Annotated in this window: 16 protein-coding genes; 14 read left to right on the top strand and 2 right to left on the bottom strand. The window is 39.3% G+C overall.

The window, feature by feature from the left end:
- Window positions 1-42 precede the first annotated feature (42 nt).
- Window positions 43-630: a ribosome biogenesis GTP-binding protein YihA/YsxC gene (gene yihA / locus CYK55_RS07715; protein ID WP_034689623.1), complete on the top strand. Its 588-nt coding sequence runs from the start codon at window positions 43-45 to the stop codon at window positions 628-630.
- Window positions 631-697: 67 nt separating this feature from the next.
- Here the strand turns inward: yihA and CYK55_RS13480 are convergent, their stop codons facing one another.
- Window positions 698-847, bottom strand: a complete 150-nt coding sequence (locus CYK55_RS13480; protein ID WP_010735255.1) for an SPJ_0845 family protein — start codon at window positions 845-847, stop codon at window positions 698-700.
- A gap of 126 nt (window positions 848-973) precedes the next feature.
- Between CYK55_RS13480 and CYK55_RS07710 the strand changes: the two genes are divergently transcribed.
- The 12 genes from CYK55_RS07710 (at window position 974) to CYK55_RS13955 (ending at window position 17877) form a co-directional block, all read left to right on the top strand.
- Window positions 974-2299, top strand: a complete 1326-nt coding sequence (locus tag CYK55_RS07710; protein WP_126134140.1) for a hypothetical protein — start codon at window positions 974-976, stop codon at window positions 2297-2299.
- Window positions 2300-2552: 253 nt separating this feature from the next.
- Complete coding sequence (locus CYK55_RS07705) at window positions 2553-3305, top strand: DeoR/GlpR family DNA-binding transcription regulator (RefSeq protein WP_034689586.1); 753 nt, start codon at window positions 2553-2555, stop codon at window positions 3303-3305.
- Window positions 3302-4216: a 1-phosphofructokinase gene (gene pfkB / locus CYK55_RS07700; RefSeq protein ID WP_034689585.1), complete on the top strand. Its 915-nt coding sequence runs from the start codon at window positions 3302-3304 to the stop codon at window positions 4214-4216. The genes CYK55_RS07705 and pfkB overlap by 4 nt, the downstream gene beginning before the upstream one ends.
- Window positions 4217-4234: 18 nt before the next feature.
- Window positions 4235-6166 (top strand): PTS fructose transporter subunit IIABC, encoded by a 1932-nt coding sequence (locus tag CYK55_RS07695; protein ID WP_034689584.1) that lies wholly within the window; start codon window positions 4235-4237, stop codon window positions 6164-6166.
- Between the two features lie 599 nt (window positions 6167-6765).
- The gene (gene pcrA / locus CYK55_RS07690) at window positions 6766-9009 is read left to right on the top strand and encodes a DNA helicase PcrA (protein ID WP_034689583.1); all 2244 of its coding nucleotides are present in this window, start codon (window positions 6766-6768) and stop codon (window positions 9007-9009) included.
- 20 nt (window positions 9010-9029) lie between these two features.
- Window positions 9030-11072, top strand: coding sequence for an NAD-dependent DNA ligase LigA (gene ligA, locus CYK55_RS07685; protein ID WP_126134139.1), 2043 nt, complete (start codon window positions 9030-9032; stop codon window positions 11070-11072).
- Between the two features lie 93 nt (window positions 11073-11165).
- Window positions 11166-11471 (top strand): Asp-tRNA(Asn)/Glu-tRNA(Gln) amidotransferase subunit GatC, encoded by a 306-nt coding sequence (gatC, locus tag CYK55_RS07680; protein ID WP_034689581.1) that lies wholly within the window; start codon window positions 11166-11168, stop codon window positions 11469-11471.
- Window positions 11471-12943 carry an Asp-tRNA(Asn)/Glu-tRNA(Gln) amidotransferase subunit GatA gene (gene gatA / locus CYK55_RS07675; protein ID WP_034689580.1) on the top strand — a complete coding sequence of 491 codons (1473 nt, stop codon included), beginning with the start codon at window positions 11471-11473 and terminating at the stop codon, window positions 12941-12943. Before gatC ends, gatA begins: the two co-directional genes overlap by 1 nt.
- Window positions 12940-14370 (top strand): Asp-tRNA(Asn)/Glu-tRNA(Gln) amidotransferase subunit GatB, encoded by a 1431-nt coding sequence (gene gatB, locus CYK55_RS07670; protein WP_010735264.1) that lies wholly within the window; start codon window positions 12940-12942, stop codon window positions 14368-14370. The genes gatA and gatB overlap by 4 nt, the downstream gene beginning before the upstream one ends.
- A 9-nt stretch (window positions 14371-14379) precedes the next feature.
- Window positions 14380-15426: a diacylglycerol kinase gene (locus CYK55_RS07665; RefSeq protein ID WP_034689577.1), complete on the top strand. Its 1047-nt coding sequence runs from the start codon at window positions 14380-14382 to the stop codon at window positions 15424-15426.
- A 163-nt stretch (window positions 15427-15589) separates the two neighbouring features.
- The gene (gene rlmD / locus CYK55_RS07660) at window positions 15590-16954 is read left to right on the top strand and encodes a 23S rRNA (uracil(1939)-C(5))-methyltransferase RlmD (protein WP_034689574.1); all 1365 of its coding nucleotides are present in this window, start codon (window positions 15590-15592) and stop codon (window positions 16952-16954) included.
- Window positions 16955-17748: 794 nt separating this feature from the next.
- Window positions 17749-17877 carry a hypothetical protein gene (locus CYK55_RS13955; RefSeq protein ID WP_034689573.1) on the top strand — a complete coding sequence of 43 codons (129 nt, stop codon included), beginning with the start codon at window positions 17749-17751 and terminating at the stop codon, window positions 17875-17877.
- A 140-nt stretch (window positions 17878-18017) separates the two neighbouring features.
- Here CYK55_RS13955 and CYK55_RS07655 read toward each other — a convergent pair whose 3' ends face one another.
- A complete protein-coding gene (locus tag CYK55_RS07655) occupies window positions 18018-19511 on the bottom strand; it encodes a helix-turn-helix domain containing protein (protein WP_034689570.1) in 1494 nt (497 codons plus the stop codon).
- A gap of 188 nt (window positions 19512-19699) precedes the next feature.
- On the opposite strand from CYK55_RS07655, the gene CYK55_RS07650 reads away from it, so the two are divergent.
- Window positions 19700-22702, top strand: coding sequence for a bacterial Ig-like domain-containing protein (locus CYK55_RS07650; RefSeq protein WP_126134138.1), 3003 nt, complete (start codon window positions 19700-19702; stop codon window positions 22700-22702).
- The last annotated feature ends 33 nt before the right edge of the window (window positions 22703-22735 follow it).

Genomic DNA, 22735 nt, shown 5'->3' with positions numbered 1-22735 from the left:
GAGGGATTGAGCCACTTTACCGTTTTGAAGGAGAGAGAGCATATGAAAGTCCATCATGCGGATATTGTGATCAGTGCTGTGGCACCGAAACAATATCCAGAAACAGATCTACCAGAGATTGCCTTAGCAGGTCGCTCAAATGTCGGGAAATCTTCCTTTATCAATACGCTGATCGATCGAAAGAATCTCGCCCGTACATCAGGTAAACCCGGGAAAACACAAACCCTGAATTTTTATCTGATCGAAAATGCGCTGCATTTTGTCGATGTTCCAGGTTATGGTTACGCGAAAGTTTCTAAAACTGAGCGTGCGAAATGGGGAAAGATGATCGAAACTTATTTGACATCTAGAGAACAATTAAAAGCAGTGGTATCACTGGTGGATGTTCGCCATAAACCATCGCAAGAAGATATCCAAATGTATGAATTCTTAAAATACTATGATATCCCAGTGATCGTTGTTGCGACAAAAGCAGATAAGATCCCTCGTGGAAAATGGAACAAACACGAAAGCGAAATTAAAAAAGCGTTGAATTTCGATCGCAATGACACATTCATTTTATTTTCTTCTGTAACGAAACAAGGAAAAGAAGAAGCATGGAAAGCCATCGAAGAAGCGATCAGCGAGTAAACAAATAGACTTGATACTTAGGTTGAAAGGCAAACTTTCAAAAGCTAAGGTATCAAGTCTTTTTTGTTTATTTCTTTTTTTTGTCTTTTTTTGGGTCGCTTTTTGGTTTTAAAAAGCGATCAATGTCTTCTTTTGGAGCAACGGTCTTTTCCGGATCAACGCCAAAAGATTCAAATAGTTTGTCGAAATTATCTGTACGCTCAAATTTCAATCCCATGTTTCTCACCTCTTCCTTTATTTTAACATGCTACCCCACAATCCGTGGCATAAGACGAAAAGTTTTAGTTTTTTTTTATTATTCGTTATAATTTGATTATAAATAGATTTGAGAGAGGTGAGAAATATGGTGTCGAAAGAAAAAATGATGTTCCGTCTTGTCTTGACCAGAGATCGTACGAACGAAAAAGAAGAAGCCTATGATTGGTCCATGCTTACTCGTATCTTGCTTGCCCCTGACTTTTTTCAATCCTCTCGTCATACGAAAGAACCATATACCTTAAATGCACTAAAAAAAGCCTTAGAAGAAATCTCTGATGAAGAGATCGGTTGGTTTGAAATTTATCAGAATAAGCTTACTTGCCGTTTGGAATTTGGCTATCATCATCTCCAAATTGATTATCAGTTTTTGTGGCAGGTATTTCAAAAAAATGAATCGGTGATTCGAAACTATCTTCAAACAAAAATGCAAAAAAATGGTATTTTTGCTTATATGAGAAGTGTCGAAGAATATTTATATCATAATACGAAAGAAATCGAAAAGCGTTTATCCTTTGAATCTGCCGAGAACATCGAAAAGTTGCCTAAAATCAAAGGGCAAAATGGGCAGATTGTGGTAGATTGTAACCAGTTTCCCGGTTATGATCTAATCGTAGAAGGGCGTTGTTTTACTTCTTGTTGGGAAATGTATTATAGTCAATATTATTATCGACTGATCCCTAAAGAGATTTTTTTGGAAATGCAACAGGTGGAGGAAATCATCCAATACGAGAATCAAGTAATTGGTATCCAGTTGTATCGCGATCCATTTCGTTGGCAAAGTGAAGCGAATTTAAAATTTCAACAATACTATCGAGATCAATTAGGCTTTGATCATTTGTCGTGGGACAACGGCGTTGGTTTACTGAAAGAGCCATTTGTCGAATATGCCTATACCCAAGACTCCTTGCAAGCGGTCCAGTATCAAAATCATTTGATGCAACCAACAGAAAAGAAGAAAGCAACATTTTTCGTAACAAGAAGCTATGATTTTGCTACTTACGATTATAAAGAAAAAAGAGCGAGAGGTGTCCTTAATCGTCAAGCATTTTTTCCTTGGATTGATGAAAGCCATAGCCAGTTGATCTGTTATAAAGTGATCGATCCAACATTCATGTTAGACAAGGGAATCGATGCTTATAGTTATTATATTAATGAATACTTGAATGTCGAAGCCCCCGATGAAATGTACCAAGACTATTTGACCTCATTGCGCATTTACTTGCCGATTAAGTTTTTAGCTGATTTTCCTATCGAGGAGATCCGCAATCGATTATCAGAGATTCAATTCAAACGAATACGCAAGAGAAGAGGACGTTTAAGCTTTGATGCAGTTCAAGGAAAAAAACGTCTCCGGGTCGTCTTGATAGATCAAGCTGAATTGTCTGGTAATCTATTGATGCAGAAAAATTAGCTGATGTCAATCATTTCAAGAAAAGCTGGATCATACGGAGATGATCGGAAAAGTGAAATGGTAAAGTAGTTCAAAATCTAAAATATCAGAAGGCATCCACAAAAATTGAAGTATGATTTTGTGGATGCTTTCATACTTGTAGTTGAAGTTACGTGTGTATTCAAGATTTTTATCGTTTTTGAATGTTTTTGAATGAATATTGTTGAATGTTATATAAAAATATGCTAGAATCTATCGTGAGGTGATCGTGGAAATGCTTACAGAAGAACGTAAACAGAAAATTCTACAACTATTGGAACAACATAAAATTGTCAAATCCCAAGAGTTAGTAGTCTTGTTAGATGCTTCTGAATCAACGATTAGACGGGATCTTCAAGAGTTAGAAGATGAAGGTTTATTGCAACGTATCCATGGAGGAGCAAAAAAAGAGGATCTTTTAGGTTTTGAACAAAACATGAGTGAAAAAACGCTCAAAAACGTTCATGAAAAGCAGATGATTGCACGATTAGCAGCAGAACTGGTGAACGATGAAGAAGTCATTTATCTTGATGCAGGATCAACCACGTTAGAGATGATCCCTTTTTTAAAAGGTAAACAGATCACTGTTGTAACCAATTCAGTGAAACATGCTGCCGTGCTAGTTGATCTACAAATCTCAACGATCGTTTTAGGGGGGCAAGTGAAACTCTCAACGAATGCAGTATTAGGAGCTAATACACTTAGCCAATTACAGGATTACCATTTTAATAAAGCATTTATGGGAATGAATGGCGTTCATCTTGAACGTGGATTCACTACCCCAGATCCAGAAGAAGCTGCGGTCAAACGCTTAGCAATTAGAAATGCACAAGATAGTTATGTTTTACTTGACCATACGAAGTTCAATAAGCAAACCTTTGTTTCTGTTGCACCACTGCAAGATGCCACGATCATAACCGAGCGTTGTCCACTAGAATTTCTTGACGACTACAGTGAACGGACGACAATTAAGGAGGCAAATCAATGATTTATACAGTAACGCTTAATCCATCAATCGATTTTATCGTACGAGTAGATGGATTAAAACTCGGTGATTTAAATCGAATGACCGAAGATTTCAAAGTCCCTGGAGGAAAAGGGATTAATGTTTCCCGTATTTTGAAGCGCATCGATTCTGATTCGACCGCTTTAGGATTTCTTGGTGGTTTCACTGGGGATTTTATTTCTGACTGGTTGAAAGAAGAACAAATCGCAACAGCTTTCACACAAGTGGAAGAAGATACTCGGATCAACATCAAATTAAAATCTGATTCTGAAACAGAGATCAATGGACAAGGACCAACAATCTCAGATCAAGCCATTGAACGTTTGAAAGCAGAATTAGCGACAGTTGGAGCAGACGATATCGTGGTATTATCAGGAAGCGCACCTGCGAGTTTACGTGCTGGATTCTATCAAGAATTGATTGAGATCATCCGCGAAAAAGGTGCTGAGTTTGTGATCGATACTACCGGCGATGATTTGAAAGAAGCATTAAAAAAAGAACCGTTGTTGATCAAACCAAACAATCACGAATTAGCTGAATTGTATGATGTGACATTCCATTCCGTTGAAGATATCATTCCTTACGGCAAGAAATTATTGGCAACAGGAGTAAAAAATGTGTTGATTTCAATGGCTGGGGATGGTGCTTTATTGTTCACAAAAGAAGGAACCTACCGTTCCAATGTATTAGTTCGACCATTGAAAAATTCAGTGGGTGCCGGAGACTCGATGATTGCTGGTTTTATCGGTTCATATAGCAAACATAGAGATGCGGTAGAAGCGTTCAAGTGGGGCGTGGCATGTGGAAGTGCAACTGCTTTTTCGGATGATTTAGCGGTTCGCCCATTCATTGATGAATTGTTACCAGAAGTAGAAATAACAAAAATTGATTAATATCGTGGGGGATAAATCATGGAAATCAAAGACTTAATGATCAAAGATGCGATGATCATGGATCTACAGGCAACTGATAAAAAAGGCGCCATCGATGAAATGGTCCAAAAAATGTATGATGCAGGTCGTATCTCAGATATCGAAACTTATAAAAAAGGGATCTTAGCGCGTGAAGCTCAAACATCCACTGGGCTAGGTGATGGCATTGCAATGCCACATGCGAAGAATGCTGCTGTCAAAGAAGCAACAGTTTTGTTTGCGAAAAGCAATAAAGGCGTAGATTATGAAGCACTAGATGGTCAACCAACTTTCTTATTCTTTATGATCGCCGCACCAGAAGGAGCAAACGACACACATTTACAAGCATTAGCTGCCTTATCACGTTTATTGATCGATCCAGATTTTGTTGGAAAATTAAAAGAAGCAGGAACACCGGAAGAAGTCCAAGAATTGTTCCAAACAGCTGAACAACAAAAAGAAGCTGAAGCGGTAGCGGAACAAGAAGAAGCAGCACAAACAGCGACTTCTTCTAATAAAAAATTTGTTGTTGCAGTTACTGCATGTCCGACAGGGATTGCCCATACTTATATGGCTGAAGATGCGCTGAAGAAAAAAGCCAAAGAGATGGGTGTTGAGATCAAAGTTGAAACAAATGGTTCAGAAGGGATCAAAAACCGTTTAACTGCGGAGGATATTGCTCGTGCAGATGGCGTCATCATTGCGGCTGATAAAAAAGTCGAAATGAATCGTTTTGACGGGAAAGAATTAGTCAATCGTCCAGTAAGTGACGGTATTCGAAAAACTGAAGAATTGATCAACTTAGCTGTCAGCGGTTCAGCACCAGTTTTCCATGGTGATGGAAAAGAAAATTCTTCTGATGAAGGAAATGCAGATGGAACGATCGGCCAACGAATCTATAAAGATTTGATGAACGGTGTTTCTCACATGTTACCATTCGTTATCGGTGGTGGGATTGCCATTGCATTATCATTCATGGTCGACCAATTCATGGGTGTACCACAAGATCAATTAGCAAACCTTGGGAATTACAATCAAGCAGCAAGCTGGTTCAATCAAATTGGACAAGCCGCGTTTGGCTTTATGTTACCAGTTTTAGCAGGATTCATTGCTTCAAGTATTGGTGACCGTCCTGGGTTGATCGTTGGTTTTGCAGCGGGAGCATTAGCAAATGCTGGCGGTGCTGGGTTCTTAGGTGCCTTGATCGGTGGATTCTTAGCAGGTTATGTGATCGTCTTCTTGCGTAAATTGTTTAAAAACTTGCCTAAGTCACTGGAAGGAATCAAAACGATTCTATTCTATCCTGTTTTTGGATTGTTGATTACCGGTTTCTTGATGTTGATGGTCAATGTACCGATGAAAGCACTAAACGATGGTTTGAATAGCTTCTTATCTGGACTTAGCGGTTCAAATGCTGCATTATTAGGTGCGCTACTTGCTGGTATGATGGCTGCCGATCTTGGTGGACCAATCAATAAAGCAGCATATGTGTTCGGTACAGCAACATTAGCAACCACAGTTGCAACTGGTGGTAGTGTTGTGATGGCTTCCGTTATGGCGGGAGGAATGGTTCCACCATTAGCTATCTTCGTTGCAACACGTTTGTTTAAAAATAAATTCAGTAAAACAGACCAAGATGCTGGCTTGACAAACATTGTTATGGGGCTCTCCTTCGTAACCGAAGGATCAATTCCATTTGCCGCAGCTGATCCAATCAGAGCAATTCCAAGTTTCATTATTGGTTCTGCATTGACAGGTGGTTTAGTGGGAGCATTTGGTATCAAATTGCTAGCACCACATGGCGGGATTTTCGTTGTCTTCTTACTAAGTCATCCGATTATGTATCTTGTATTCATTGCAATTGGTGCAATTGTTTCTGGAGTAATTTATGGTGCTTTAAGAAAATCACCAGATGCAGTTGAAGTAGCCTAATCTTTAATAAAAATATAAAACATACTAAGATTAGTGGGTAAGGTATTCGACGGAATATCTTACCCACTATTTTCTTGTAATCAAGTATAGTGAGAGTGGAAGGAAGCGGGAACATGACCTCATGGACTTGAAGTCCGTGTAAGGGAAAGTCGAATCGGAATGAATCAGTGAAGATTTTTCAATCAAATAGTGAAGGAGGTTGGGACGGAAGGGTTTAGCCTTATTTCCGAAGAGGGGACTTTTGTTCCCGCCGTTTATTCGGTTATAGGCGTGGGGGAGAACTAATGTCCCACTCCTCTTTTTTTTACTTGTGTTAGTAGATAATCAAATCTGATTCTCTAAGATGTAATTGGTCTGGTATTCTCAATAGGTTGAAAAATTATTTCTAGTGACTGAAGAATAGTATCGCAAAAACGTTAAGTGACCCTTCATGTTGTCTCAAATTCTGGCTTTTTGCTGAAGTGATTCAACCATGCGTTAGACTAATCTTGAATCAATGACTAATGTGATGTTGAAGACGTTTTACAAGAAGATTCCCTTTATCGAATAGGGGGTTAATGCTATAATTAGAAGGATTGATAATAGAAAGGATGTTGTGAATGTCATCCAAAGAAAACTTATTAAAGGGAATGAACCCTCGTCAAAAAGAAGCGGTTCTACATACAGATGGCCCGCTTTTATTAATGGCTGGTGCCGGTAGTGGGAAAACACGTGTTTTGACTCATCGAATCGCTTATTTGATTGAAGAAAAAGAAGTGAATCCATGGAATATCTTGGCGATCACCTTTACCAATAAAGCGGCGAAGGAAATGAAAGAACGGGTCAATGCCATTTTAGAAACAGGTGGCGAAGATGTCTGGGTCTCTACCTTTCACTCGATGTGTGTCCGTATTTTAAGACGAGATGTGGATTATATCGGCTACAATCGAAACTTTACGATCATTGATTCTTCGGAACAATTATCATTGATGAAACGAATTTTGAAAGACTTGAATATCGATCCTAAAAAATACGATCCAAGAAGCTTGTTAGGATCGATCTCGCAAGCAAAAAATAGTTTGTTGTCACCAGAGGTTTTTGCCAAGATGCAAGGCAGTTACTATGAAGAAATTGTTGCAAAATGTTATGCAGCGTACCAGAAGGAACTCCTATACAACCAATGTATGGATTTTGATGATCTGATCATGAATACGATCCGTTTATTTGACGAGCATCCAGATTCATTGACGTATTATCAAAATAAATTCCATTACATCCATGTAGATGAATATCAAGATACGAACCACGCACAATATACGCTAGTTAATCTATTAGCTGGACGGTTCAGAAATCTTTGTGTAGTTGGGGATGCAGATCAAAGTATTTACGGCTGGCGTGGAGCAGATATGCAAAACATCTTGGATTTTGAAAAAGATTATCCAGATGCTGCGGTGATCTTGTTAGAACAAAATTATCGCTCGACGAAAACGATCTTGAATGCAGCGAATCAAGTCATCGAAAACAACCGCAATCGAAAACCCAAAAATCTTTGGACAGAAAACCAAGACGGTAATAAAATCACGTACTATCGAGCAGACAATGAACGTGACGAAACACGTTTTATTGTAGAAAGAATGCAAGAAGAGATCCAGACGAATCGTCGCAATTATGGAGACTTTGCTATTCTTTATCGAACAAATGCCCAATCGCGTGTCATGGAAGAAACCTTACTAAAAGCCAATATTCCGTACAAAATGGTTGGAGGTCACAAATTCTATGATCGAAAAGAAATCAAGGATGTTTTGGCGTATCTTAATGTGATGGCAAATCCTCAAGATTCATTGAGTTTTGAGCGGATCGTCAACTCACCAAAACGTGGGATTGGACCAGGATCGGTGGAAAAACTTCGTAGCTTTGCCACGATGCACGAATGGCCGTTGCTAGAGGCTGCAAGAAATGTTGAGTTAGCGAACATCGGCGGAAAAGCAGGAACACAGTTAGGCTCTTTTGGCGAGATGATGCATCAATTGACTGAAATGATCCCTTATTTGACCGTTACAGAGTTAACCAAAGAAGTCTTAGAACGTAGTGGCTATTTGGATGATCTAAAAATCCAAAATACGTTAGAATCCCAAGCACGTATAGAAAACTTGGAAGAGTTTTTGACGGTGACTCAAGAATTTGATAAACAATTTGAAAAAGAGGGGCTAGAGAGTGCTGATTCGCCAGAGGACAAACTGGTCGTCTTTTTAAATGACCTTGCACTTGTATCAGATATCGATAGCTTAGAAGAAGAAACGAAGCAAGTGACATTGATGACCTTACATGCTGCTAAGGGTCTAGAGTTTCCAGTCGTTTTTTTGATTGGTCTAGAAGAAGGTGTCTTTCCACTTTCTCGTGCATTGATGGAGGAAAGTGAACTGGAAGAGGAACGCCGTTTGGCCTATGTAGGGATCACTAGGGCGGAAGAAGCATTATTTATGACCAATGCTTTTTCACGGACCTTATATGGTCGTACGCAATATAATCGACCTTCACGATTTTTAGAAGAAATCGATCAAGAATTATTAGATATCCATGGAATGCGTCCAAGCTCCAATACCTCTCAACCGTCGCCTTTTCGTGCGAATAATGCGACACCTAAGTACCAACAACCGACAAAAGCAGGCGTATCAGCAAAAGTCGCTACAGGTGGCGAAACAGGTGGTTGGAAGCCAGGAGATAAAGTCAAACATAAAAAATGGGGACCTGGTACAGTAGTTAGAGTTAGTGGTGATGCAAAAGACCTTGAGCTTGATATTGCATTTCCAAGTCAAGGAGTCAAGCGTGTATTAGCTGCTTTTGCACCAATCGAAAAAGTTTAGTTCAATAGGGGGAGAAAAAGATGGAACACGAAATGACGATCGATGAAGCGACAAAAAAAGCAGAAGAACTCAGAATGCAGTTAGATCGTTGGTCTCGTGAGTATTATGTGTTGGACCAGCCAACGGTAGAAGATTATATCTACGACAAAACCTATGCCGAATTAGTGGCGATCGAAGAACAATATCCAGATCTGATCACCGCAGATTCACCGACCCAACGAGTAGGTGGAAAGATTCTTTCCTCATTTGAAAAAGTCACACATGACATTCCATTATATAGTTTGAACGATGTCTTCAATAAAGAAGAACTGTTAGCATTTGATCAACGCGTCCAAAAAGCAATCGGCCGTCCAGTCGATTATTGTTGTGAATTGAAAATCGATGGTTTATCAGTATCTTTGCGATATGAGAATGGTGAGTTTGTACGGGGAGCGACTCGGGGAGATGGTTCGGTCGGCGAAAATATCACAGAAAACTTAAAAACGGTGCGTTCTGTTCCAATCAAATTAAAAGAACCGATGAGTATCGAAGTACGTGGTGAATGTTTTATGCCGAAACGTTCATTCGTTAAATTGAACCAAAAAAATGAAGAAGAAGGCAAACCAGTTTTTGCCAATCCACGTAATGCTGCAGCAGGTTCATTGCGCCAGTTAGATTCCAAGATCACAGCGAAAAGAAATCTTGATACGTTCTTATATACCGTAGCAGATTTTGGACCGATGCAAGCCTCTACGCAATACGAAGCGTTAGAAGAATTAGACAAGATCGGTTTCCATACGAACCATGAAAAACGTCTTTGTCATTCAATCGACGAAGTTTGGGCGTTCATTGAAGAATACCATGAAAAACGAAAAGATTTGCCTTACGAGATTGATGGGATCGTTATTAAAGTCAATGATTTTTCATTGCAAGACCAATTAGGTTTTACGGTCAAAGCCCCACGTTGGGCGACTGCCTATAAGTTTCCGCCTGAAGAAGTAGAGACGGTCATCGAAGAAATCGAATGGACGGTCGGCAGAACGGGTGTAGTGACACCGACAGCGATCATGACACCGGTACGTGTCGCTGGAACGACAGTCAGTCGCGCCAGTTTGCATAATGGCGATTATATCCAAATGAAAGATATCCGCTTGAATGATACTGTCCAAATCTACAAGGCAGGGGATATCATCCCTGAAGTCGCACAAGTCATTTTAGATAAACGTCCAAAAGACAGCGAGCCTTATAAAATGCCTAAACATTGCCCTGTCTGTCACAGTGAGTTGGTTCATTTAGATGAAGAAGTTGCCTTGCGTTGCATCAATCCGAAGTGTCCCGCACAAATGAAAGAAGGACTGAATCATTTCGTTTCTCGAAATGCGATGAACATCGATGGCTTAGGCCCAAGAGTCTTGGAACAGATGTACGAGAAGAAACTAGTCGCGGATGTTGCTGATCTCTATAAACTAACAGAAGAAGAATTATTGACGTTAGATAAAATCAAAGAAAAATCAGCGAATAATATTTTAACAGCGATCGACAAAAGCAAAGAGAACTCGGTAGAACGTTTGATCTTTGGTTTAGGTATCCGTCACGTTGGTGCAAAAGCAGCGAAAATCTTAGCGGAGCATTTTGGCGATTTAGAAACGTTGAGTCGCAGTGATTTTGAATCGATCATCCAATTAGATACAATCGGTGATATCATTGCAGATAGTGTAGTGACTTATTTTGATAACGAAGAAGTCCACGAGTTGATGGAAGAACTTAAACAAGCAGGTGTCAATCTTGAATACAAAGGCATTCGTTCGACACAGCTGAAAGAAGTAGAATCGCCGTTCAAAAACAAGACGATCGTGTTAACGGGGAAACTAACTCGATTCACAAGAGAAGAAGCCAAAGAAACGATTGAAAACCTTGGTGGGAAAGTCACTGGCAGCGTCTCTAAAAAAACGGATATCGTTGTCGCTGGCGAAGATGCCGGTAGTAAATTAACGAAAGCCCAAGAGTTAGGGGTCGAGGTTTGGACGGAAGATCAGATGGCTGAAGCGTTAGCAGAGAGTCATCCTGCCCAAGAAACAGAATAATTTTTCAGATAAATTTCAAGAAAGAATTTCAGAATGCGAATTTCTTATGTTAAAATAAGAAGCAAAGTTTTCATTTAGGAAAGAAGGGGTACTATGGCGATTAGTGAAGAACAAGTAAAACATGTAGCGAAGTTAGCCAAATTGAAATTTGGCGACGAAGAGCGCGCAGGTTTTACTGATCAATTAGGAAAAATCATTGACATGGTAGAAATGCTGGAAGAAGTAGACACAGAAGGCGTACCATTTACATCAAACGTCGTTGAGACTGTCAACGTCATGCGACAAGACCGTGCACAACTAGGTTGGAGCAGAGAAGAATTATTAAAAAATGTACCTGAAAAAGAAGATGGTTTCATCAAAGTACCAGCAATCATCGATAATGGGGAGGCTGGCGCATAATGACAGAATTATACAATCGTTCATTAGAAGAACTACACGATTTATTAGTGTCAAAAGAAATCACTGCACAAGACTTAGTGAGAGCTACATTTGATCGCATCAAGGAAACAGAACCCGCGATCGATGCATTCATCACATTAAATCAAGAGAAAGCTTTAGCCCAAGCAAAAGCTTTAGATGAAAAAGGCATCGATGAGAATAATGTCCTCTCTGGTATCCCAATCGGTATCAAAGACAACATCGTGACAAAAGATCTTTTAACGACAGCAGCTTCAAAGATCCTTTATAATTTTGAACCGATCTACGATGCGACAGTCATGGAAAAAGTATACGAAGCAGACATGATCCCTGTTGGTAAATTGAACATGGATGAATTTGCAATGGGCGGAAGTACCGAAACTTCTTACTTCAAAAAAACAAAGAATGCTTGGGATCAAACAAAAGTTCCTGGTGGATCTTCTGGTGGTTCAGCAGCTGCAGTTGCCTCAGGCCAAGTTCCAGTTTCTCTAGGTAGTGACACTGGTGGAAGTATCCGTCAACCAGCCGCTTTCAATGGAATCGTAGGAATGAAACCAACTTATGGTCGTGTTTCCCGTTTCGGTTTGATTGCATTTGCTTCATCATTAGACCAAATCGGTCCAATGACTCGGACAGTCAAAGATAACGCATTAGCATTGACCGCAATCAGTGGCTACGACGAAAAAGACGGCACTTCATCTGGCGTATCTGTCCCTAACTTTGCAGAAGGCTTGTCTGGCGATATTAAAGGAATGAAGATTGCTTTACCTAAAGAATACTTAGGTGAAGGTGTCGATGAAGGCGTGAAAGAATCAATTCTTAAAGCAGCTGAAACATTTCGTTCATTAGGTGCAACAGTTGAAGAAGTCAGCTTACCTCATTCAAAATATGGCGTGGCTGTCTACTATATCATTGCTTCATCTGAAGCAAGTTCGAACTTGCAACGTTTTGACGGTATTCGTTATGGGTATCGTTCAGAAGATATCAAGAACCTGGATGACGTTTATGTCAATTCACGTTCTGAAGGTTTCGGAGAAGAAGTAAAACGCCGGATCATGTTAGGAACGTTCTCATTGAGTGCAGGTTACTATGACGCGCATTTCAAAAAAGCAGGCCAAGTCCGTACCTTGATCAAGCGTGACTTTGAAAAAGTTTTTGCGGATTATGATTTGATCATCGGTCCTTCTTCACCCACAGTGGCGTTCGGTCTTGGTGAAAATATCAACGACCCAATCACGATGTATATGAGTGATATCTTGACGATCCCAGTGAACTTGGCAGGACTACCTGGTATGTCAGTGCCTGCAGGCTTATCGGAAGGGTTACCAGTTGGCTTACAGATTATCGGTAATTATTTCGAAGAGAAAACAATGTATCAAGCAGCTTATGCGTTTGAGCAAGCGACAGAGTTCCATCGTCAACGACCAGCTATTTTAGGAGGGAAAGCCGAATGAATTTTGAAACAGTCATTGGACTTGAAGTCCATGTGGAATTAAAAACCAACTCAAAAATTTTCTCTCCAGCTCCTGCGCATTTTGGTGCTGAACCAAACAGCAACACCAATGTGATCGACTGGGGATACCCTGGAGTTTTACCAGTAATGAATAAAGCAGCGCTAGAATTTGGGATGCGTGCAGCGTTAGCATTGAATTGCGAAATTTCGAAAGATACTCATTTTGACCGCAAAAACTATTTCTATCCAGACAATCCCAAAGCTTACCAAATCTCACAATTCGATCAACCAATCGGTCATGACGGCTGGATCGAGATCGAAGTTGAAGGTAAAAAGAAAAAAATTCGCATTGAACGTGTGCATTTAGAAGAAGATGCAGGGAAAAACATGCACGGCATCGGTGGTTACTCTTATGTCGATCTAAACAGACAAGGAACACCATTGATCGAGATTGTTTCAGAAGCAGACATGCGTTCACCAGAAGAAGCGTATGCTTATTTAGAAGCTTTACGTTCTGTGATCCAATTTACTGAAGTCAGTGACGTGAAATTAGAAGAAGGTTCAATGCGTTGTGATGCGAACATTTCTTTACGCCCTTATGGACAGGAAGAATTTGGGACAAAAGCAGAATTGAAAAACTTGAACTCCCTTTCTTTTGTCAAAAAAGGTTTAGCATTTGAAGAAAAACGCCAAGCAAAAGTATTGTTATCTGGTGGAGAGATCCAACAAGAAACTCGTCGCTTTGATGAAACGACAAATAAGACGATCTTGATGCGTGTCAAAGAAGGGTCAAGTGACTATCGTTACTTCCCAGAACCTGATATTCCAAGATTCGTGATCGATGACGAATGGATCCAACGAGTGAAAGCAAGCTTACCAGAAATGCCAGCTTCTCGTCGTGTACGCTACATCAGCGAATTAGGCTTACCAGAGTATGATGCGAAAGTATTGACGCTATCAAAAGAAATGTCTGATTTCTTTGAAGCGACATTGGAAAACGGAGCAGATGCGAAACAAGCTTCCAACTGGTTGATGGGCGAAGTATCAGCATACTTAAACAGTGAGAAATTGGAATTAGCTGAAACGAAGCTAACACCTGAAAACTTAGCGGGTATGATTCTTTTAATCGCAGATGGTACGATCAGCTCTAAAATTGCGAAAAAAGTCTTTCGTGAGTTGATCATGAATGGCGGAGATGCACAAAGTGTTGTTGAAGCAAACGGTTGGGTACAATTATCTGACCCAGCGAAGTTATTACCGATCATCAATGAAATCTTAGATAACAATCAACAATCTGTTGATGATTTTAAAAACGGAAAAGACCGTGCAGTCGGTTTCTTAGTTGGACAAATCATGAAAGCTACTAAAGGACAAGCAAACCCAGGTGTGGTCAACAAATTGCTAAATGAAGAATTAGCGAAACGATAGAGGGATGCTATGAAAAAAGCGCGTGTGATCTATAATCCGGTCTCAGGTAAAGAATTGTTAAAACGTAATCTTGCCGACATCCTCCAAGCTTTGGAGGAGTCGGGCTATGAAGCAAGTGCTTATGCAACGACTCCGGAAGAGGACTCGGCAAAAAATGAAGCACGACGAGTCGCTGAGTTAGGTTTTGATCTTGTCGTTGCTGCTGGTGGCGATGGGACCATCAATGAAGTCGTTAATGGTATCGCCTCATTGAAAGTTAGACCTAAAATGGCGATCATTCCAGCGGGAACGACCAATGACTATGCTCGCGCCTTGAAGATTCCTCGAGATAATATCAAGGCAGCAGCAGAAGTCATCAAAAAGAATCAAACAGTCAAAATGGATATCGGTCAATCTGATAATAGCTATTTCATCAATATTGCAGCTGGTGGCTACTTGACAGAATTGACCTACGAAGTTCCTTCCGAATTGAAAAGTATTTTTGGCTATCTTGCATATTTGGCAAAAGGAGCAGAAATGTTACCACGTGTCAAACCGATCAAGATGCGCTTGAAGTATGACGAAGGAGAATATAATGGCAATGCTTCGATGTTCTTTTTAGGGTTGACGAATTCCGTTGGTGGGTTTGAACAAATTGCGCCTGATGCAAAGCTAGATGATGGAAAATTCTCTTTGATCATCGTCAAAACGGCGAATATTTTTGAGATTCTACACATTGCTGCCCTAATGCTCAATGGCGGGAAGCATGTCGATGATCCAAGGGTCATCTATACGAAAACAAGTTCTCTTTATGTTGAAACCGAAGACAATGCGAATCGCCCTGTCATGATCAATTTAGATGGCGAATACGGTGGGAATGCTCCGATGCATTTTCAAAATCTTCATCAGCATATCGAATTTTATGCAAACACAGATCAAATTCCAGATGAGGCAATCACTGGTTTTGAGGAAGAAGAACTAGAAGAAGTTAGCAAAGAATTCGTCAAAGAAGTAGAACGCTTGACGGATGAAGATATCGATGGCGATGGTAAAATTGCTGACAAGGATCAGAACTGAGCAGGATTGGACGACTATTCGAAGGAAAAAGCAAAGATCATAGAATTACTTGTTTTTTTCAATAGACTGAAGAAAAAAGGGCTGGGAATGAATGGATCTCCCAGCTCTTTCCTTTGTTGAACGGACAAAATTAGAAACCATTCAAAAGAATAGGAGTAATGAAATGACACAAACAATTAATAAAAATGAACGGTATACTGTTGATATCATCGATTTAAGTTACGAGGGGTTAGGTGTTGCGAAAATTGATGGCTATCCATTATTTATTGAAAATGCTTTGCCAGGTGAACAAGTGGAGATCCTTGTCGTAAAAGCAGGCAATAAATTTGGCTATGGTAAGGTTGAAAACTGGTTGACGACGTCACCAGACCGTCAAGAAATCACTAGTAATGTTTTATTGCGTACAGGAATCGCTCCTTTAGCTCATTTAAGTTATGAGCAACAATTAATATTCAAACAAAAACAAGTCGAACATGTCTTAGCTAAAATCGCTAAAATGCCTGAAGTCACGGTGCAACCAACGATCGGTATGGAAGAGCCTACAGGATATCGGAATAAAGCACAGATTCCTGTTCGTCGCGTCGAAGGCGAATTGGTGACTGGTTTTTACAAGAAAAATAGTCATGACTTAGTGGAAATAGAAGATTTCTTCATCCAAGACCCACAAATCGATCAAGCCATCATTAAAGTAAGAGACATCTTGCAACGTTTCCGAGTGCGTGGCTACAATGAAGAAAAAAATGAAGGACAAATTCGTCATATCATTGTTCGTAGAGGTCATTACACGCATCAAATGATGGTGGTTTTAGTCACTCGAAAAGAAAAATTCTTCAAATCGAAAGAAATCGCTGAAGCCATCCATGAAGCTTTGCCGGAAGTAGTGTCAGTGATCCAAAATATCAACGAAGAAAAAACGAATGTCATTTTAGGAGAAAAAGAAAAAGTTCTTTTTGGCCAATCGTATATTGAAGACCAGTTACTTGGTAAGACCTATCGTATTTCTTCTAAATCCTTTTATCAGGTCAATACATTACAAACCGAAGTATTGTATCAAAAAGCGATTGAATTTGCTGAATTGAAAAAAGACGATGTCGTGATTGATGCGTATTCAGGAATTGGAACGATTGGTTTATCTATAGCGGATCAAGTAGGAAATGTTTATGGAATGGAAATCGTACCAGCAGCGATTGAAGATGCGCAGTTCAACGCATTGACAAATAAAATCGAAAATGCGTATTATGAAGTTGGAAAAGCTGAAATAGTCATGAAAAAATGGCAAGAAAAAGGAATCAAACCAACTGTTTTAGTTGTCGATCCTCCAAGAAAAGGCTTAGATGCACGCTTTATTGATTCAGCAATCGAGATGGCTCCTGAACGAATCGTTTATATCTCCTGCAATCCTGCAACCTTTGCTAGGGATGTGAAGTTGTTTGCAGAACATGGTTATAAGTTGGAAAAAGTTCAACCGGTTGATTTATTCCCGCAAACACATCATGTGGAATGTGTCGGGTTACTGCGTAAAAATTAATTCAGAGTAAAAGACGTTTCTGTCATAGTAAGCGTCTTTTTCTTTATTTATAAAGTATTTAAAAGAGTATAACAATAGTTAAAGATAGTTATCATAAAAATAACATCTATCTTTTAAGATTCTTCCTGTAAAATATATATTTTGTAAAAAAAGAAAATAATTTTTAATTCAACTATCCACTATAAAAGAACATGAAATAACACGGAGCGCATGTTTAAGCAAACATCCAAGAGAAGTACCCTAATAATTGTATTGTACAAAATTCGGAAACAGAGAATCCTACTGCTAGCAATAATGAGCGACGTATAAGTCATAAAGCATTTTATCTTAGAAGAAATGGCTATCAAGAAGACCATCGCATTGTAAGGATGGGTGGAGAAAAGTTAGGGATTCTTTCTACAAAATAGATGTTTGATTTTGAAAAATATGAAAAGATTTTCAAAAAATTTTTGGGACCAATCTTTTATCTGGTGGCAAGGCCGAAATTTGATAAAAAGTGATATCTTTTAATGTTATTTTTTCTTAAAGTGAGTTGCAACATGGTAAGTAAAATACCTATATTTATTTACTAAAATATATTCGTAAGAAAATTTTATAGGTAGAGTTAATTAAATTTTTCTATCCGTAATCAATTCCAATGTAAAAACTTCACAAAAATATTAAATGAGAGCGACTATATCTGTTAAAACCATAAAGAAATCGATAAAGTTGAAAATATCAAGAAAAAATATGTTACAATAACCAAGTGTTTATCACGCTAGCGAAATAGTGAATAGAGTAAATGAGGGAAACTGATGAATTCAAAAGAAAAAATGCTTGAGATAATCAAGAAAAAGCAAGGTGGCGGCAGAGTGGAGAAAATGGCAGAGCCAAAGAATGATCGCCGTAATATGCGAAAAGGACCGAAAATTTATAACAAATAATCGCATTTCTTAAAAAACGATGTGTGCAACAGTTCGAACCACATGGTCAACCGATGAGCGTCAAAAGCCGAAAATCGCTTTTGACGCTTATTTTTTGCTGAACTTTGTTCTATTGGATATATCTTTCAAAATAGTAAAAATCAAAAGAGGGAATGATGGATGGAGCGTTCAATCAATTGTTTTTGTAAAAACAACCATTCTTCTTTGGTAGGCACTTGAGCGATTTGGATTACGTCGCACGATAACGTTCCATCCAAGTCATAGTTACTGACGACAAGAGATGCATGTAACTCACTGATCTTTAACTGTGTAACTACTTGATCAATTAGAAAATGAGCATCGTATTGTTTTGGTAGCCATTTTTGGATCATCGTGATCAAAAAATTATCATAGCCAGCATCACCATGGAAAGCAAAAATGATTTGTTGTTTCTTTGTTTCTTTTTGGGACTGAGTAGAAAATTGGATTAGACTCAAAGATAATGCAACCTCTTTTGTGTGAGTGAGTGGAAGGAGTTCTTGCCAGTCCCACTGAATCAAGCGATTTTCCCATGAGAGGTGAAGATTTTGAAAACGGTGATCCACCAAATGATTGATAGATAGAGAATACTTTTCAAATTGGTCTGTAAGGTTTCTTAGCAAGTGGAGATTGGCTAAATAGGCGCTCATCTGCTCGATGCCTTCGCTATTTGTCCCATAAATAAGTGGTTCTTCCAATAATCGTTGCTTGATCAAGCTTTTCATTTCTGCTTCTTCTTGATAGTGAAGCGCTGTGCGAGTCGTTGATTCGCGCCACTGTGATGAGCTGTAGGAAATACAATGCAAAACAATTAAATAGATCCAAGCAAGTTCGTTCGTAGAAAGCTGTTGGATACCAAGCATCTTTTTTAAAAATGGCCCGATCTTTTTTTCAAATTTTTTGAAACTTTTTCTAGACTGGATCGTAGTCAAGGTATTCTCAGGAATCTCCCCTTTTTTTCTGCGTAACCAGCGTTCTTTTAAGATGGACAACCATAACATTGCACGAAAATTACTAATATGTAAGTGAGATTGAAATGCTTGTTGCAATTCAGCAAACATGACCTTATGTGTTGCTGGAGAGAATATATATGTATGATCGGCGATAATGCTTCGGCGAAAGCACATGTAGAAATAAAAAAAGAAGAAGCGAATATCATTTTCTTTGCCGAGTAAATCCCCATTTTTAGGCGAAAATTGTATTCGATAATTGATTAATCCAAGATTCATGTGTCGGATGATTTTCCGTAAGGCAGAACTTGATAAATGATACTCTAAGCGCATTGCTTCAAACGATTGAAGAGAACCACGAAAGCTACGATCAATCAGCTTATAAGTAATCGTTTCTCTAGCAAGAAATAAAAGAAAAGTATCCAATGTTTCTCCATCAGAAATCTTTAACTGATAACCGATCATTTTGATTGACAGCAATTTAATCGTCGGCGGTAGCTTAGTACGTAAGGCCTGAATATCTGTACGTAGGGTGGGAGGTGTACAGCCTATTTCTTGAGCTAATTCTGTTATTGAAATAATCTCATTTCTTTTTCTTAAATACGCAAGAATCTTGATTTGGCGATGCAATTGTTTACTTTCATGTAGCTTAAAAAAAATGTCCATTCGGTACTCCTTTCGTATGCATGATTCTCATTTGATTGTTTTATTTTAACTTGCTTGTTTAGTAAAGACAAACCTCTTTTCAAATTTTTTTTTCAAAAAAAAAAAATAAAAAATTTTCTATGCTGAAATAAGTTAGTATTTAGTTAGATGTTTTTTTATCTTTCTAAATTAAAGGAGTTGAATAAGCAATGGACCACAGAAAAATATTAAAAGTGACAGCTTCGATGTTATTACTCATGAACGTATCCCAACAGAGTATCCTCACATTTGCTGATCACTTAGATAGTGGACAAATAACAGAAGAGGTAGCCAGTTCGTCGCTTGAAGAACAAGCAGAAGACATCACTATGGAAGCAACAGAAAGTGAAGAGATGAAAGAACAGCAAGCAACTGAACTCCAAGAATCCTCAAGCTCTGTTCCGTCAGAAATTCCTACAGAACCAACGACGGAAGCGACAACAGATGTAACCACCGAGACAGAGCAATCGACTACGGATTCAACTGTTGAAGAAGAAGTCACTGAAGCTTCGAATGAAGCAGTAAACCCAGATCCAGATGCTCGCACAGTTTGCGAGATACAGGAGGTAGATGATCAAGTTGTCTCTGGCGTATTCGGTACCAGCCAATGGCGGATCGACCAAGAAGGTATATTGTACATAGACTCAGGAACTTTAGGGGAAACAACGATGGCTGCTCGAGCACCTTGGTTTTCTAACCGCTCACTCATCAAAAAAGTTATTTTTACAGGGCCAGTAGTTGCAAATGCTGAGTCATTAGGGTTATTTTTTGACTTGAATCAGCTAACGACGATCGAAAATCTATCTTATTTAGATACTAGTCAAGTTATGAATATGGATTATTTCTTTGCATGGTGTCACCAACTGACCTCATTAGATCTCTCCAATTTCAATACGCAAAATGTTCGCTCAATGAATTATATGTTCAATGGCTTGTCATCTATGACGACATTGGATTTGATTAGTTTTAATACAGCGAATGTTAGTGATATGAGTCATATGTTTTATGGTATGTCTGCATTGACTTCATTAGATTTATCCAGCTTTGCTACGTCGAATGTTACGAACATGAGTTACATGTTTTACGATTGTTCTGCTTTAACGACACTAGATGTGAAAGGCTTTCAAACAGAAAGCGTGACGAATTTCGGTCATATGTTTCGTGGCTGCTCTAAATTGAGCCAACTTGATTTGTCGAGTTTTGTGACGAGTCAAGCGACAGATATGTCATTTATGTTTCATGGCTGTTCAGGATTACAGACATTGGATGTGAGTCATTTTGATACGAGCAATGTGGTATTCATGCATTATATGTTCCATGGCTGTTCCGGTTTGGCGGCATTAGATGTCAGTCAATTCAATACGGAGAACGTGACTTCCATGTATTATCTGTTCTTTGGCTGTTCCGGTTTGACAGAATTAGACGTTTCAAACTTTTCGACCATCAATGTGACGACGATGAGTTTTATGTTTGCAGAATGTCTCAATTTGCGGGCAATCGATGTGAGTGGTTTCGATACAGAAAATATCCAATTCATGCGAGGAATGTTTAGAAATTGTCAAAATATCACTGAGCTAGATTTATCACATTTTAAAACTGGCAAGGTGCAATGGCAGCAAGAGATGTTTGCTGGTGCCAATTCATTGTCTAAAATTTCTTTAGGTCTCCAATTTTATTCTCTAAATGATACCAATATCCCAGAGTTGTTAGCAACGGATGATTATACAGGTTATTGGCAAAATGTGGGCACTGGTACAGAAGAGATACCATTAGGTGACCATATATTAAGTTCCTCTTCATTGATGACGACTTATCAAAATAGTATGGCAGATACCTATGTATGGCAACCGATCGCTAGTGAATCGATCCGAGTGATCGACTCAACGATCTATGTCGGTGACAACTGGGAGCCAATCGACAACTTTGTATTAGCTACAGACGAAATTGGTGAATCAATCCCATTCGATGAAATCATGGTCAGCGGCTCAGTCGATACCAAAACAGCAGGTATCTATCCGGTGATTTATACCAATGGTTCTGCTAGTCAAGAAATCAATGTCACGGTTGAAGAAAATCAGGAATCTCTTCAAGTCGTTGATTCAACGATCATCGTTGGCGATAGTTGGAATCCAAGTGATAATTTTGTCTCAGCGACTGATAAAGCTGGGACTAATGTTCCTTTTGATGAAAGTATGGTCAGTGGCTCAGTTGATACGACTCAAGAAGGTGAATACAAGATCACCTATACACATGGGACGATCAGCCATGTGATCACCGTGATAGTCGTTGCGAGCCAAGAAGCGATCAACGCAACTGATTCAAGAATACATACAGGTGATGTTTGGCATCCTCGCGATAATTTTGTTTCAGCAACGAACAGAGCCGGTGAGAATTTGCCATTTGACGAAAGTATGGTGTCAGGCACCGTTGACACTGGAAGAACAGGAAACTTTGTCATTACCTATACGAATGGAGAAGCCTCTCAACGAATCACAGTAACCGTCGTTGAAAATCGAGAAACGATTCAAGCACAAAACGGTAGCATCTATGTTGGCGATACATGGGATCCAAGTGATCAATTTGTGTCTGCCACGAATAAAGACGGTGAGACGCTCACTTTTGAAAAAAGGATGGTGACTGGTACTGTTGATACAACAAAGGCAGGCGATTATCCACTTACCTATACCAACGGTCGAGCGACAGAGGAAGTAATGGTCGTTGTGAAAGAAAACGGAGAAACGATGGTGACAAAAGACCTCCAGCTATATGTCGGTGATACATGGAAGCCGATCGATGGTTTCGTTTCTGCGACAAATCGTGCAGGTTTCACCCTTGCATTTGATGAAAGCATGGTAACAGGATCCGTTGATACCAACAAAGAAGGAACGTACACGATCACTTATACGAATGGTTCAGTTTCAGAAACCAGTCAAGTGACAGTGAGTAAACGAGGAACTGCAGGAGAAAATGCCAACACAGGCGGAGGGAATACTCAGCAAAAGAAAACAGCCACTACCTCTGCGACACAACAAAAACAAGCCCAAGGAAATGCAGCAAAAAGCTTGCCAAAAACGGGTGAGATCCAATCTAGTGCAGCGGTTCTTGGCTTAGCCCTCGTTGGTGGGGCAATTGGAACTTTTATCTACAATAAAAAGAAAAATCGTAAAGATTGATTATTCTATAAGAGAAAAAAGCCAACTTAGTTT

The organism is Enterococcus mundtii (genome assembly GCF_003957375.1).
Taxonomy (GTDB): Bacteria; Bacillota; Bacilli; order Lactobacillales; family Enterococcaceae; genus Enterococcus_B; species Enterococcus_B spodopteracolus.
Note: the sequence above shows the minus strand (reverse complement) of the source record. Positions and strands in the feature narration are given on the sequence as shown.